The sequence below is a fragment of the Pseudomonas sp. TE31087 genome, assembly GCF_057284075.1.
This window is the reverse complement of record NZ_JBXVNN010000001.1, coordinates 2,223,517-2,237,752: the sequence shown is the minus strand read 5'-3', so window position 1 is coordinate 2,237,752 and position 14,236 is coordinate 2,223,517. Positions and strand designations below refer to the sequence as shown.

The 14,236-nt window shown below is 63.2% G+C and carries 10 protein-coding genes; 2 read left to right on the top strand and 8 right to left on the bottom strand.

Annotated elements, in window-relative coordinates:
- Positions 1–211: 211 nt before the first annotated feature.
- From ACZ899_RS09915 to ACZ899_RS09895, 5 genes are all read right to left on the bottom strand, one after another.
- Positions 212–1,360: a M14 family metallopeptidase gene (locus ACZ899_RS09915; RefSeq protein ID WP_234562631.1), complete on the bottom strand. Its 1,149-nt coding sequence runs from the start codon at positions 1,358–1,360 to the stop codon at positions 212–214.
- Between the two features lie 54 nt (positions 1,361–1,414).
- Complete coding sequence (locus ACZ899_RS09910) at positions 1,415–2,254, bottom strand: DUF6708 domain-containing protein (protein ID WP_318533427.1); 840 nt, start codon at positions 2,252–2,254, stop codon at positions 1,415–1,417.
- On the bottom strand, positions 2,251–5,526 hold the full coding sequence (locus tag ACZ899_RS09905; RefSeq protein ID WP_234562632.1) for a T6SS effector BTH_I2691 family protein: 3,276 nt from the start codon (positions 5,524–5,526) through the stop codon (positions 2,251–2,253). The genes ACZ899_RS09910 and ACZ899_RS09905 overlap by 4 nt, the downstream gene beginning before the upstream one ends.
- 345 nt (positions 5,527–5,871) lie before the next feature.
- Complete coding sequence (locus tag ACZ899_RS09900; protein WP_234562633.1) at positions 5,872–6,387, bottom strand: DUF4880 domain-containing protein; 516 nt, start codon at positions 6,385–6,387, stop codon at positions 5,872–5,874.
- 662 nt (positions 6,388–7,049) lie between these two features.
- Positions 7,050–7,364: a DUF6124 family protein gene (locus ACZ899_RS09895; protein WP_050706480.1), complete on the bottom strand. Its 315-nt coding sequence runs from the start codon at positions 7,362–7,364 to the stop codon at positions 7,050–7,052.
- 129 nt (positions 7,365–7,493) lie between these two features.
- Here ACZ899_RS09895 and ACZ899_RS09890 point away from each other — a divergent pair, with 129 nt between their 5' ends.
- Together ACZ899_RS09890 and ACZ899_RS09885 are read left to right on the top strand one after the other, a co-directional pair.
- The gene (locus tag ACZ899_RS09890; RefSeq protein WP_234562638.1) at positions 7,494–8,150 is read left to right on the top strand and encodes a LexA family protein; all 657 of its coding nucleotides are present in this window, start codon (positions 7,494–7,496) and stop codon (positions 8,148–8,150) included.
- 341 nt (positions 8,151–8,491) lie between these two features.
- Positions 8,492–9,517 (top strand): IS110 family RNA-guided transposase, encoded by a 1,026-nt coding sequence (locus ACZ899_RS09885; protein ID WP_203646634.1) that lies wholly within the window; start codon positions 8,492–8,494, stop codon positions 9,515–9,517.
- A gap of 341 nt (positions 9,518–9,858) precedes the next feature.
- On the opposite strand, the gene ACZ899_RS09880 is transcribed toward ACZ899_RS09885, so the two are convergent.
- Genes ACZ899_RS09880 through ACZ899_RS09870 form a run of 3 tightly spaced genes read right to left on the bottom strand, consistent with a single transcriptional unit; the run spans position 9,859 to position 14,231 of the window.
- Positions 9,859–11,814 (bottom strand): acetyl-CoA carboxylase biotin carboxylase subunit, encoded by a 1,956-nt coding sequence (locus tag ACZ899_RS09880; RefSeq protein ID WP_234562020.1) that lies wholly within the window; start codon positions 11,812–11,814, stop codon positions 9,859–9,861.
- Positions 11,811–12,620, bottom strand: a complete 810-nt coding sequence (locus ACZ899_RS09875) for a gamma-carboxygeranoyl-CoA hydratase (protein WP_232855901.1) — start codon at positions 12,618–12,620, stop codon at positions 11,811–11,813. Before ACZ899_RS09875 ends, ACZ899_RS09880 begins: the two co-directional genes overlap by 4 nt.
- Before the next feature lie 3 nt (positions 12,621–12,623).
- The gene (locus ACZ899_RS09870) at positions 12,624–14,231 is read right to left on the bottom strand and encodes a carboxyl transferase domain-containing protein (protein ID WP_234562022.1); all 1,608 of its coding nucleotides are present in this window, start codon (positions 14,229–14,231) and stop codon (positions 12,624–12,626) included.
- Positions 14,232–14,236: the final 5 nt, after the last annotated feature.

Below are 14,236 nucleotides of genomic sequence, written 5' to 3'. Positions count from 1 at the left end.
GCTTCCTCGCCTTCCACGGAACAGAACGTAACTTTGTGATTTAACCGGGACAGCGTGGGAGCGGGCTTGCCCCGCGATGTGGTGTATGGCACCGGCTACGCCGGTGATCGCGGGGCAAGCCCGCTCCCACGCTGGTGATGTTTCAACATTGCTCTCTGTACGACAGCGCAGCCTGAAGGGCAGGGCGATTTCCGATAGGAGATCGTGTTGTTCAGCGCAGATCGCCGACCATCTTCAGCAACGTCTCCAGCACCGCCCCGGCCAGCGCCTTCGACCGCTCGCCCGACCAACCGGTACGCGGATTCGGCGCATCGTCATGGTCCTTGAACGGCATCTCCAGGGTCAGCGACAGACAGTCATGGGCCTGGCCCACGGCATTGCAGGCCAGGGTCATGTTGGCCTGGCCCGGCTCGTCGCGGGTGTAGCCGTACTTCGTCTGGAAGTCCGGGGTCAGGCTGCACAGGGTGCTGCGGAACTGCTCTTCCAGTTTGGCGATGCGCGGCGTGTAGCCGGGGTTGCCCTCGCAGGCCGCAGTGAACACATGGGGGATCTCCTCATCGCCATGGGCATCGATGAACGCATCCACACCATGCAGTTTCATCTGGCTCTGGGCGAAAAACACCTCGGGGCTCAGTTCGACGCTGGCGTCCTGCCAGGCGCGGTTGAGGTCCTTGCCCTTGAAGTTGGTGCGCAGGTGGCCGAGGAAGGCGCCGTCCGGGTTCATGTTGGGGATCAGGTACAGGTCGGCCTTGGCCAGCAGATCCTGGACAATCTTGTCGTTGGCCTCGAGGCGATCGATCACGCCTTCCATGAACCACTCGGCCATGTGCTCGCCCGGGTGCTGCTGGGCGATGATCCACAGCTTGCGCTTGCCGGTCGCACCATTGCCCGCGCGTAGCAGCGGAATGTCGCGCCCCTGCACGCTGCGCCCGCTGGCCAGCAGCTCGACGCCCGGGATCTGCTTGGCACGCTCGATCAGCTGGTTGTGCCGGGCGCGCGGGTAGGGCTCGAAGTAGGCGAACCAGGCCTGCGCCTGTTCAGCCTTGAAGTCGAAGCTCAGGGCCTTGCCGTCGAACTGGCTGTGCACGCGGAACCAGGTCTGCTGGTCGTAGGAGGCCACGGCGTGGTAGCCGGTCCAGGCGTTCTTGTAGGAGGACTCATGGGCGTTGTCCAGGCTGAAGCGATGGACCTGGCCCGGGGTCAGGCCGCTGGCCTTGAAGTGGAACCACTGGAAGTGGTCGCTGTGGCTGTCTTTGCGGATGTTCAGGTGGACGTGCGCAGGATTGCTGGCGTCCAGGACCAGGATATTGCCGGAGTCGAAATCGCAGTCGATGTGCAGCGGGGAGAGCGTCACGGTCATTGCCAGCCTCCTGTTGGCGTTGTTGTGGGAGGTACTCTACACCGCGAAAGGTGTTCAGGGTGTCACTTTGTTCGTGGCCTGTGAGTCGGTGGAGGGCTCAGGGGCGGTGCGGGATTCGCGGTCTATGGCTTCCGGCCATTGCACCCTGGGGGCTAATCGGCGAATGGGGGTGAGTTCGAAGTCATTGTCCCAATCGTGGGGTGGGCGAACAAAGGTGGGAAGTGCGTCTGGGCCCTGTTGCATGAACAGTCTGATGATCTCCCAGTATTGCTTGCCATCCTCAAGGTCATGACTGAAGAACAGGCGGTCGATTATTTCGTTGGTCCCTGTCTTGCGTACGGCGATGACGATATTCTCAACGAGTCCGCCGTTGCCCATCGGGGCATAAAGGCTATAGACCTCGGCGATGAGGTCGCTCCAGTTATAAACGACAGGGCGTACCCCCCAGTGCTTTTTGCTGAGTACCCGAACCCTGTCTTGTCTGTACTCGTAAAAATAAACTTTTTGTCGGAGCCGGTTAAAACGGATTGGCTCATCGCGCGGTAGCTCAATGTCCAGGCGTACGAGAGGTATCGTTACCCAGTAGGCAGCGGTAATTATGGTTAGAATTATTGCGAAGTCTAATCCAATTTTCTCTCCTTCGATTAATGTGGTATGAACTAAGGTTAAGATTGGTAGTAAGCCCAGCAGCATGGCGATGCTTCCACCGATGAGGCCGATTCCCCTGATTTTTAGTGTTGATCTTGGGATCTCTATATAAATATTATTTATTTTGTTTGGAGTGGGTGGTAGTAAGGTTGCGTTGAGTTTCTGTGTGGGCTCCTCATTGGGAAGAGGTAGGTCATACTTCCAGCCTAGAATACGCTCAGGTAAGTCGTCATTGGAGGTAGTCATTTGTGGGTTTCCAGGATTTCCAGATTTGCATAGGCCTCTGGGGAATTACGATCTGGCCAGTAAGTGACGTTTAAAGTTGCAGCCTGTATGCTGTGCCTGCCAAGGCTTGGGGTGAGTTCTATGTGGCCGGTTATGAACTCGGTGGTAGTGGAATCACCGGAGTGCAACACTGCGGATTTTTTGCTGGTGTTTTGGATGAGGGTATCTGCTCTGTAGTCTTTCACTTTGCGAGAGGGGCGCGACGACGGCTTTTTCTGCGAGGTTGGCAATGGATGTAAAACTGCATGGGATCCTGTGGCGATGATCTCGCCGCTCGTGTAGTTGGACGGAACCCCATCGCCATGTCGGTGAACGGTAAGGGACCAGTGATAGCTGTAGCTTGAAGCATTGATATTGGGCAGCAATATCTTGAATGTTAGTTTTTGCTCGGTGGCTGCCTGAACAATCCATCCTATTTTAGCCGTGAGCGTGGGGTCGGCTCTTTGGGTTTCGAATTTTACGCCCGCCTCAACACCCAATGTGGCGGCGTTTAACGCTGCAAAGGCGATGTCAGCATGTTCAGGGAACTCCCAGTGGATGGCAGGGGTTTCATTGGCTTTGCCGAAATAACACCGTCTTGCCCAACGCTCTAATGGAGTTGATTCTTTGCTCTCTGCCCACTTTTTAGTGCTGTAAGCACCTATTGCGAGGGTGATTGCTATACCTAGTGGGCCAAATAGTGCTGGGCTGAAAACTGCATAAATAGCATAGATTGTTCCGATTAATGATATAAATGCCGTCGCACTATAAGCATTCCGAGCGGTTGTATCCCCATTCGCCCATGTTCGCCTTGAGGCAAACACTGCTTGTGCCGTATCGTAAATCCCGGCCACGGCCCCCATGACGGCACCTACCCTGACCGTTGCCCGCCCCATTTCTATGGCCGTGGCCATCCGTGCCGTACCCGCAGGCGTCATGGGGATCCTGGTGTTGATCTGCGTGGCGCCGGTCCTGATGATCAAGCCCAGCGCCTCGATCCCGCCGCCTAGGATCGCCAGCTTGGACCCATGCAACGCCATCACCGCTTCCCCGGACTTCTCGCCGATCTCGATTTCCGCCTTTTCCAGATTCTTCGCCAGGCTGTCGTGGGTCAGGTACAAGCCGCCCAGGGCCAGCAGGAGCTCCCAGCTGCCCGCCACGCCGCGCATGCCGGTGAAGCTGGTGCGCACCAGCTGCGCCGCCTGTTTCGCGGTGATGCGCATGCCGTGGAGCAGTTGCCGGGCGTTGGCGTCGAGGGTTCCTGCGGCGACCGAGAGGTTGACCAGGCTTATCTGCGCGGCGTCGCTGAGCTGGTTGACGCGCAGACCGGCTTCCTGGGCCAGGCGCTCGTGCAGCACGTCGGCGGTGCCCTCGACCCAGACGCTGACGGTGATGACGCTGTGCGCCAGCTTCGGGTCGAGCACCGCCAGGCTCAGCAGCCCGTGCTGGATGACCGGCCGCACCCAGCGTCTGGACGCGCTCACCTCGGCATCGAATTCGCGCAGGCCCAGGAGCATGCGCTCGCGGGCCTTGGCGGTCTGCGCGCTGGCCTTGTGCTGCAGCTCGCGCAGGTGGGCGCTCTGCAGGGCGTAGTACTCGCTGAGCTTCATCTGCACCTGTAGCTCGATCAGTTGCACGCCGTTGTACAGCCACTGGCTGGCGCTGTTCAGGCGCATCACGGCGCGCTGCACGCCGGGCGGCAGCAGGGGCTTCAGGCGCAGGCTGGCGCCATTGATCGCGCCTTGCGTCTCGGCGATGGCCTGGCGCAGGGTGTCACGCAGGTTCAGGCCGGCATCGTCACTGGCGATGACCTTGCTCAGCGCCCCATAGAGCTTCTCGCTGTCGCCCCAGTCGGTGGGGTCGGTGGTGGAGAAACTGGGCAGCAGCGCGGCGAGCAAGGCCCGGTCGCGCAGGAGCACGGCGCGGTAGGGCGGGCTGTTGGGATCCTGCAGCCAGCGCTGCCACAGCGCCGCGCTGCTGGCCGGGGCAGGGGCGCGGGCTTCGCCGTCCGCGTCGGGGGCTTCGGTGACGCCACCGGCCAGGCACAGGGCCATGGTCTTGCTGTAGGCGATGCCGGATTCGCGGTCGTCACCGTCGTAGTCGTGTTCCTCGATGGCGTGGAACAGGCTGCTGTCGCAGAGCTGGGTATAGGCCTGGGTGTTCAGGTCGATGTAGCGCTGGTACTCGGCTTCCTGGCGTTCGTACTCGGCCTGGAAGCCTGCGCGCAGGGGCTCGTGGTAGCGCTCCTCGAGCCGGGCGACGCCGTCCCGGGCGCGCCGTTCGACCTCGCGCTGGCGCTCGACCTCGCGCTGGCGCTCGACCTGCGGGTCGACGAACACCGGCGGGCCATCGCCGCTGTGGGGCTCGAAGGACGGGGTCTGCTGCTCGGCCCAGGGCCATTGCATGGCGCGCAGGGTCAGCAGGATCTGCGAGGTCTGCAGCTGATAGGCGCGCAGCGGGTCCTCGCGCCATTGCTGGCGCCGGGCGATCCAGTTGAGGCGCTGGTGGTTGTACTCCTGGACCAGGCCGACGGTGTCGTCGAGCACCAGGGCGAGCACGCCGTGTTCGAGCTGGTGGCGGGCAATGGCGTTGATCAGGTAGCCGCGGGTGGCGGTCTGGCGCAGGAGGCGGCTGTGAAAGCCATGGACACTGTCGAAGGCGCCGGGCAGTTGCTGGTTGTACTCGAAGACCTCGCGGTCCACCTGCAGCTCGCTGAGGGTCATGGCCATGCCCACCTGGGCGGGGGCGCTGCGGGCAAGGGCGAGGTCCAGCACCTGGAAGCGCTCGGGCGGGGTCTTGGCGTTGCGGTAGGCATTGAGCACGCGGGGCGGCCAGGCGTCGCTGCTGAAGGCGATCCAGGCGGTGGAGAAGGCCTCGGTGTCGACGGTGAGGAAGGAGGAGGGGATGTCGTGGTTTTCGCCCAGGCACTGGCGGGCGAGCAGACGCGGTGGCGCGGGTGGTGGCTCGAGGGGGTTGAAGCGGCGCAGGTGGGCCTCGTCGGTGACTTCGTAGGCGTACCAGATGCGCTGGTCGAGCAGGACATACAGGTAGCCGGTGCGCAGGGTGCGCAGCCCCATGCGGGTGGCGACCTGGTCACCGCCGGCCAAGGGGTAGCGGTAGGCCGGGCGCAGGTCCGGGACCAGGGCGCGACGCAGGGGCAGGATGGGCAGGCCCTTGCGTTCGCAGGCCTGGCACTGGTCGTGGGGCAGGACGGATTCGGCGATGACATGGGCGATTCGCTTGCTGAGGGTCATGGGCGTACCCCCTTTGAGTATCGTTGGGGCAGCATGAGTCGCTGGCGCGGATAGCAGGAAGGCGCAATCTCGCAGTTGGTTGTAGCGATGAAGGGGTTTGACCTGTAGCGCAGGTCGGAATGGTTAAGCATGGCGGTCCCTGTCCATTGTTCTCGGGCGCCTCAATGTGGAGAAGCGCGCTCGATGCGTGGCACAAGGCTAGGACCATAGGGGGCGTGCGGGAGGAAGTCTTGCCAACGGCTTCCTACATTGCTGTAGGAAAGTTCTCTTTGAGGGGCTGTTATGACTTCAAACCACCGGCTAGAGCGGTTGGGGCAGGAATTTTCGGGGGGCTGAGCCCCGGGTTCAGGTCAGCAGTCCCAACGCCACGAGGGCGGCAACACCAAGCCCGACGGCAATCGAGCAGCCACCCAGCGACAGCGCCGCACGGCCTTGCCGGTACCAGCCGTCATGGCCGAGCTGTCGCGCCGGGGCGAGCAGGCTGCGCCAGCGCAGTTCGGTTTCGTGGAAGGCGCGCAGGTGGTCGGGGGCGGCATCCAGCCAGCGGCGGAAGTCGATGCGTTCGCTGGCTGTCACCTGCGGGCTCTGCAGGCGCACGTACCATTGGCCGGCGATGCTGGCCAGCGCGTCGCCGGGGGCGCGGGCGGTCTGCAGGGCCTGGTTCATATGGCGCTCGATGCTGATCAGCGGCAGGTCCAGGCGTTCGGCGATGGCGGCGAAGCCCTGCTGGTCGAGGCGGTTGAGCAGGAAGACTTGCTGGACCCGGCGCGGCAGGCGCTTGAGCGCATGCAGCAGCGCGTCCTCGCCATGCTGTTCGGCGGTGCGCGGGTCGTGCTCGAGGGGCAGCAGCAGGCGAGTCATGGACAGCTCCTTGCTCATTAAGGAAAGGGGTGGGGGCATCTTCCTTGATGCAGAATCAGCTTAAGCTAAACGAGATTGATTCTCAAGTGCTAATTCCGCAAAGATTTGTAATGAGCGTTCACGTCCTGACACAGTTTTGCTATCATCGCCGCCATCAACGATCTTCATTAGCCTGAAGAGCCAAAAAAAATGACCCGGCAAAAAGCCGGGTCAAAAACCGTGATTAGCCTGATGAGGAGATAATCTGAGCGTCCGACCTGAGGACGTTGCAGGTTATCCAGCGGGTCTCGCGACCTGCTGAGTGCAATAATAATCGTTATCATTTGCCAGTCAAATGATTTTTCTTCGATTGGCAAAAAATATCTAACTGACGCACACCTCGTCCCCGGCAATCGGGGCTTTTGCCGTTCGTCGGCTATCACGTTCTCCCTTCACAGCCATCCCTTTCAAGCTTTGCGATTTTTGGGATATGGCTGTTCCTATTCAAGATTGCCGGGGTCGCTTTGCGACCCTTTCGCGGCACAAGGCCGCTCCTACAGGAGACCGCGCGCCCCTGTAGGAGCGGCCTTGCCGAGGCGTCGGACCGGCCGGAAAAGGCTGCAAAGCAGCCCCGGCGAATCCAAGCCGGACGCCAATTATCAAAACCTTGAAAGGGCTGCCCTTCAGATCGATGCCTTTTCCGTGGCGTGGCACTGCTCGAGCAGGGCGCGGGCCATGTTGACCATGTGCATCAGCGCAAACACTACTTCCCGCGTCGTGCCCTGCAGATGGTTGCCGGTTTCCTGTGCCGTGGCCGATGCGCAACGCAGCAGGGCCATGGCATGGTCGCAGGCCTGGGCGTTGCTGACGCCATCGCGCAGGGTCCATAGCGAACGCTCCAGGTCGCGGGGCGTGGGGGTGGGGTTGAGGTAGAAATCGAGGGCGCGGCGGGCTGCTTCTTCGTCGAGATCTGTTTCTTCTTTTGTCGAATTGCTCATGACTGCTCCTGTGAAATCCCTTCGAGGACAATGAGCGTTGATGTTAGGTCAATTTGTATTTTTTTTGAGTTCTGAGATAATTCAGAATGTGTATTGATGCCGTTCATCCAGTCCGTATCGTTCACAGCCATGGAAAACTGGATCGAATTTCTCTCGCGCTACCAGCGCGAGCACAACCTCAAGCAGCATCAACTGGCCGAGCGCCTGGGCATGACCCAAGGCGGTGTGGGCCATTGGCTGCGGGGCACGCGCAGGCCCACCCTGGTGACAGTCAACGAGAAACTGGAAAAGCTCGGGCTGGTTTACCTCGAAGCGCGGGTGATGGTGGTCGAGCGTGACACCACGGTTCGCGAGACCAGAGGTGTCTATGCCGTAGAGCGGCCGCAATCGGTCAATGCCTTGCGTCATGCCAGTTTTCGCCTTCCAGTGCTGGGCTGGGCCGATCTGGACGGGCCTTTGCCGCAATCCAGTGAAATTCACGAGCTGACCGACTACATGCCTGCGGGCAATGCGTTCTGGTTGCCGGTCGAGAACGATTCGATGAATGCCGCCAGTGGCAGGAGCGTGCCACTGGGCATGCGGGTGTTGGTGGATGCGGGGATCGAGGTGACGCCGGGCAGGTTGGTGGTGGCTCGGCAGCCCGATAAGCCGGCGGTGTTGCGTGAGTTGATCGAGGAAGGTGGGCAGCGGATGCTCAGGCCGCTCAATACCTTGTATCCGACGGTGCTGTGCGAGGACGGGTGCGAGTTTCTTGGTGTTGTGGTGCGGATGCACGGGGTGCTCTAGGTTCGCGCGCAGATCGTGTTGGGGCTGCGAGGTGTCAGGCGGGAGTCTTGCAGCGCTCTTGAGATCGAGCGCCGCCCGCGCGGCGCATCGCGACGCAAGGCCGCTCCTACATCTGTTTCGGGCCAGTCAATCCTGTGCCATCACCTGGTACGCCTTGTTGGTACGACGCGGTTTCAGTGTGGGCACCACTGGCGCCTCACCTGTCTCAAGACATGCTCCAAGGCGGGCAACCATGGCCTGACAGGTTTGGCACGTTGCAACAAATAATGAAATGGCTACCCCCGCCCCACCCTGTGTCAGCCCTCTAAGCTTTCACAGGGTGCCTATCGGAGTGCAACGCCATGAACACTGTCGCCATCATCGCCATCGACCTGGGAAAGTTGAGCTTCCATGTACACGCTCAGGATGATCGGGGTCACGAGCTCTATCACCGCAGGTTCAACCGTGAGTCACTCATCCGCCACCTTGCCAATCTTGCGCCCTGTACGGTGGCGATGGAGGCCTGTGGTGGCTCTCATTTCATGGCGCGAGAGGTGACGAGACAGGGTCATACGCCCAAACTTATTCCCGCACAGTTCGTTCGCCCCTACGTGAAAAGCAACAAGAATGACTTTGCCGATGCTGCCGCTATCGGTGAGGCGGCAACCCGCGATCAGATGCGCTTCGTGCCTCCCAAAACCGAGGCCCAGCAGGCGCTGGCGATGCTCAATTCACTGCGCGACAGCTTCATCAGAGACCGTACTGCCACCATGAACCGCATCCACGCTTATTTGCTCGAGGTGGGGGTCAGTTTGGCACCCACCTTCAAGGCGGTCCGGGAGCTCCCCATTCTGCTGGACGACAGTACCTTCTCACCGTTGATCAAGAAGCTGTTGCTGGACCTACATGCCCACTTCCGCTATCTCGATGATCGGATCAAGGCTCTGGACAAGGAAGTGCATAGCCAGGCCGTTAGCGATGATCTTGCTTCCCGTTTGATGTCGATACCTTGTATTGGCCCGATCACCGCTACCGCCCTGGCTGCGGAATTGGGTGATGGTAAGCAGTTCCGCTGTGGGCGAAATTATTCAGCCTCCATAGGCCTGGTTCCCAGGCAGCACACGACAGGCGGCAAACCTTGCCTGGGGCGAATCAGCAAGCGGGGCGACGGCAATCAGCGACGACTGCTGATCCAGTGCGCGAGGGTCTATCTGATTGGGCTGGAGCGCAAAACCGGCAAGCTGGCGGACTGGGTACGTGGCTTGCTACGTGTTCACCACCCCAACCTGGTGGTGTGCGCTATCGCCAACAAACTGGCCCGAATCGCCTGGGCCATCACGGCACACCACAGCGAATTTGATGCAGGGTCAAGCGCCATGAACGCTTGACCCTGCAGACACACGAGTAACAACCCACCTGGTTTTGCGATGCTGCACACAGATGACGTGAACGGTATACCGGCCTGGCGATCAACCTGAGCTCCTACTCGGCTTCAGAAGCCGAACAAATATCTAGGCTCGTCGGGCGCGATTTTCATCGAGGCGCGGGACCAACCTCCCACACGACGCCGTATAGATTGACGCAAACCAAACTCACGCACAACTCAGTACAGTATTGCAGAAATGGGGATAACCATAGATGTAGGAGCGGCCTTGCGTCGCGATGCGCCGCGCGGGCGGCGCTCGATCTCATAGGCGAAACAACCCTTTCGGCGAACACATTGCCGCCGTTACGCCCCCTCCAGCTCGACCAGCACTGTCCCTTCGCTGACCATATCCCCTTCCTGGCAGAACAGCGCCTTCACCGTCCCGGAGTGGGGCGCCCGAATGCTGTGCTCCATCTTCATCGCCTCCAGCACCACCAGCGCGGTACCGGCCTCGACCACCTGCCCCGGCTCCACCAGTACCCGCACGATACTCCCGTTCATTGGCGCACCCAGCCCGCCCTGATGGCTGTGGCTGGCTTCCGCCGCCGCAATCGGGTCATGAACACTGACCGCATGCAACTCACCCTGCCACTGCAGGTACAGCGTGCCGCCCCGACGCACCGCCAGGTGACGACGGCGCAGGCCGTCCACGTCATGACACAGCTGCTCCCCCTCCAGGCGATAAGTCGAAGGCGCACTGCGCTCCAGTGCCACTGCCTGTTCATGCCCTTCGCACTGCAAATGCAGGCTGCTGCGCGCCGGCAAGCCCAGGCGCAGGCCATCGCGGGCCGCCCATGGCGAAGCGCGGTCGTCCTGGCGCTGCGAAGCAGGCTCGCTTTGCAGCCACGCCTCGGCGGCAGCCTCCCAGAACTGCACCGGCAGCGCCTGGGGCGCAGGCAGCAACACATCCTGGTGACGCGGAATGAACCCGGTGTCCAGTTCCGCCTCGGCAAACGCCGGGTGCGCAAGGATGCGACGCAGGAAGGCGATATTGGTCTTCAGCCCGCCAATGGCGAACTCATCGAGCATCGCCAGCAACCGCAGGCGCGCCTGCTCGCGGTCCTGGCCCCAGGCGATCAGCTTGCCCAGCATCGGGTCATAGAACGGCGACACCACGTCGCCTTCGCTGACGCCGCTGTCCACCCGGCGGCCTTCGCCCGGTGCCGACTCGCGGTACAGCGCCAGGGTGCCGGTGGCCGGCAGGAACTCGTTGGCCGGATCCTCGGCGTACAGCCGCACCTCGATGGCATGGCCGATCAGCGGTACTTGCTCCTGGGTGATCGGCAGCGGCTCGCCGCAGGCCACGCGGATCTGCCAGGCCACCAGGTCGAGCCCGGTGATGGCCTCGGTGACCGGATGCTCCACCTGCAGGCGGGTGTTCATCTCCATGAAGAAGAACTCGCCGCGGGCATCGAGCAGGAACTCGACCGTGCCGGCGCCCACGTAGCCGATGGCCTGGGCGGCGCGCACCGCGGCCTCGCCCATGGCCTTGCGCAGCTCGGGGGAGAGGCCCGGCGCCGGGGCTTCCTCGACCACCTTTTGGTGGCGACGCTGGATCGAGCAGTCGCGCTCGTTGAGGTACAGGCAGTTGCCGTGCTGGTCGGCGAACACCTGGATCTCCACATGACGCGGCTTGAGCACGTACTTCTCGATCAACATGCGCGCATCGCCGAACGACGACTGCGCCTCGCGCTGCGCCGAGGCCAGGGCGTCGGCCAGCTGGCTCTCGTCCTCGACCACCTTCATGCCCTTGCCGCCGCCCCCGGCGCTGGCCTTGAGCAGCACCGGGTAGCCGATGCGCTCGGCGGCGGCGCGGAAGGTCTCCAGGTCCTGGGCCTCGCCGTGGTAGCCCGGTACCAGCGGCACGCCGGCGGACTCCATCAGCGCCTTGGCCGCCGACTTGCTGCCCATGGCATCGATGGCGCTGGCCGGTGGGCCGAGGAAGATCAGACCGGCCTGCTCGATGGCGCGGGCGAAACCGGCGTTCTCCGACAGGAAGCCATAGCCCGGGTGGATCGCCTGGGCGCCGCTGGCCTTGGCGGCGGCGAGCAGCTTGTCGATCACCAGGTAGCTTTCGGCGGCCTTGGTGCCACCGAGGTCGACACGGATATCGGCCTCGCGGCTGTGGCGCGCCTCGCGGTCGGTGGCGCTGTGCACGGCCACGGTGGTCAGGCCCATGGCCTTGGCGGTGCGCATCACCCGGCAGGCGATCTCGCCGCGGTTGGCGACCAGCAGGGTGGTCAGCGTGGGTCGGCTCATGAGCGCGGCTCCTTGTTGTCTTGCCAGGCGGGGCGGCGTTTTTCCAGGAAGGCGCGCAGGCCTTCCTGGCCTTCGGCGCTGACGCGGATGCGGGCGATGGTGTTCTCGCAGTAGCGGCGCAGGGCCGGGCTCAGTTCGCCGGCGTCCACCTCGCGCAGCAGGTCCTTGGTGGCGCGCAGCGCCTGCGGGCTGTTCTGCAGCAGGTTGTCGACCCAGGCTTCGACCTGGGCGTCCAGCTCGGCGGCCGGGTACACCTCGGCCAGCAGGCCCAGGTCGCGGGCGCGCACGCCGCTGAAACGCTCGGCGGTAAGGGCATAGCGGCGGGCGGCGCGCTCGCCGATGGCCTTGACCACGAACGGGCTGATCACCGCCGGGGCCAGGCCGATGCGCACTTCCGACAGGCACAGCTGCGCGTCCTCGGCGCCGATGGCCATGTCGCAGCAGCTGATCAGCCCCAGCGCGCCACCGAAAGCGGCGCCTTGCACCACGGCCAGGGTCGGCGTCTTGAGCCGGTGCAGGGCATACATCAGCTCGCCCAGTTCGTGAGCGTCGTCCAGGTTGGTGTTGAAGTCCAGCTGCGCCGACTGCTGCATCCAGGCCAGGTCCGCGCCGGCGCTGAAGTGCCGGCCACGGCCGCGCAGCACCACGAAGCGCAGGCTGGCGTCTTCGGCCAGCTGGTCGAGGGCGACGATCAGTTCGCGGATCATCTGCGCATTGAAGGCGTTGTTCTTATCTTCCCGGCTCAGCCACAAGGTGGCGAAGCCGCGAGGGTCCTTGACCAGTTCAAGGGTGGCGAATTCGCTCATGGGTCACATCCGGAAAATGCCGAAGCGGCTCTGTTCGATCGGGGCGTTCAGCGCGGCGGACAGCGCCAGGCCGAGCACATCGCGGGTCTGCGCCGGGTCGATGACACCGTCGTCCCACAACCGGGCGCTGGAGTAGTAGGGGTGGCCCTGGCGTTCGTACTGGTCGAGGATCGGCTGCTTGAGCTTCTTCTCGTCTTCGCTGCTGAACACCTCGCCACTGCGCTCGCTCTGTTCGCGCTTGACCTGGGCCAGCACGCCGGCCGCCTGTTCGGCGCCCATCACGCCGATGCGGGCGTTGGGCCACATCCACAGGAAGCGCGGGTCGTAGGCGCGGCCGCACATGCCGTAGTTGCCGGCGCCGAAGCTGCCGCCGATGATCACCGTGAACTTCGGCACCTGGGCGCAGGCCACCGCGGTCACCAGCTTGGCGCCGTGCTTGGCGATGCCGCCTTCCTCGTACTTCTTGCCGACCATGAAGCCGGTGATGTTCTGCAGGAACAGCAGCGGGATGGCGCGCTGGCAGGCCAGCTCGATGAAGTGCGCGCCTTTTTGCGCAGCTTCGGCGAAGAGGATGCCGTTGTTGGCCAGGATCGCCACCGGGTAGCCGTGCAGGTGGGCGAAGCCGCACACCAGGGTGGTGCCGAACAGCGCCTTGAATTCATCGAACACCGAACCGTCGACCAGGCGGGCGATCACCTCGCGCACGTCGAACGGCTGCTTGGCGTCGGCCGGGACCACACCGTACAGCTCCTCGGCGTTGTACAACGGCGCGATCGGCGCCTGGCACTGCAGCTTGCCCTGCTTGTGCCAGTTGAGGTTGGCGACGCTGCGCCGGGCGATGGCCAGGGCGTGCTCGTCGTTATCGGCGTAATGGTCGGCCACGCCGCTGGTGCGGCAGTGCACGTCGGCGCCACCGAGGTCCTCGGCGCTGACCACTTCACCGGTCGCGGCTTTCACCAAAGGCGGGCCTGCGAGGAAGATGGTCGCCTGCTGGCGCACCATGATCGCCTCGTCGGCCATGGCCGGCACATAGGCGCCACCGGCGGTGCACGAGCCCATCACCACGGCGATCTGCGGTATCCCCAGGGCGCTCATGTTGGCCTGGTTGAAGAAGATCCGCCCGAAGTGCTCGCGGTCGGGGAATACCTCGTCCTGGCGCGGCAGGTTGGCGCCGCCGGAGTCCACCAGGTAGATGCACGGCAGGCGGTTCTGCAGGGCGATGGTCTGGGCGCGCAGGTGCTTTTTCACCGTCAGCGGGTAGTAGGAGCCGCCTTTGACCGTGGCGTCGTTGGCCACGATCATGCACTCCACGCCTTCGACCCGGCCGATGCCGGCGATCACGCCGGCGGCCGGCACGTCTTCGCCGTAGACTTCATGGGCGGCCAGCTGGCCGATCTCGAGAAACGCCGAGCCCGGGTCGAGCAGGCGGTCGATGCGCTCGCGGGGCAGCAGCTTGCCCCGCGAGGTATGCCGCTCCTGGGCCTTCGGCCCGCCGCCCTGACTGACCTGGGCGAGCAGGCCGCGCAGGGCCTGGACCTGTTCGAGCATGGCCGCGCTATTGCTGGCGAATTCCGCCGAGCGCGGGTTGATCTGGGTATGCAAGGTAGCCATGGACG

What these genes read in the sequence shown, in the direction of transcription:
- ACZ899_RS09915 (WP_234562631.1), bottom strand. Translation starts at nt 1,360, where the DNA reads ATGACCGTGACGCTCTCCCCGCTGCACATCGACTGCGATTTCGACTCC.
- ACZ899_RS09910 (WP_318533427.1), bottom strand. Translation starts at nt 2,254, where the DNA reads ATGACTACCTCCAATGACGACTTACCTGAGCGTATTCTAGGCTGGAAG.
- ACZ899_RS09905 (WP_234562632.1), bottom strand. Translation starts at nt 5,526, where the DNA reads ATGACCCTCAGCAAGCGAATCGCCCATGTCATCGCCGAATCCGTCCTG.
- ACZ899_RS09900 (WP_234562633.1), bottom strand. Translation starts at nt 6,387, where the DNA reads ATGACTCGCCTGCTGCTGCCCCTCGAGCACGACCCGCGCACCGCCGAA.
- ACZ899_RS09895 (WP_050706480.1), bottom strand. Translation starts at nt 7,364, where the DNA reads ATGAGCAATTCGACAAAAGAAGAAACAGATCTCGACGAAGAAGCAGCC.
- ACZ899_RS09890 (WP_234562638.1), top strand. Translation starts at nt 7,494, where the DNA reads ATGGAAAACTGGATCGAATTTCTCTCGCGCTACCAGCGCGAGCACAAC.
- ACZ899_RS09885 (WP_203646634.1), top strand. Translation starts at nt 8,492, where the DNA reads ATGAACACTGTCGCCATCATCGCCATCGACCTGGGAAAGTTGAGCTTC.
- ACZ899_RS09880 (WP_234562020.1), bottom strand. Translation starts at nt 11,814, where the DNA reads ATGAGCCGACCCACGCTGACCACCCTGCTGGTCGCCAACCGCGGCGAG.
- ACZ899_RS09875 (WP_232855901.1), bottom strand. Translation starts at nt 12,620, where the DNA reads ATGAGCGAATTCGCCACCCTTGAACTGGTCAAGGACCCTCGCGGCTTC.
- ACZ899_RS09870 (WP_234562022.1), bottom strand. Translation starts at nt 14,231, where the DNA reads ATGGCTACCTTGCATACCCAGATCAACCCGCGCTCGGCGGAATTCGCC.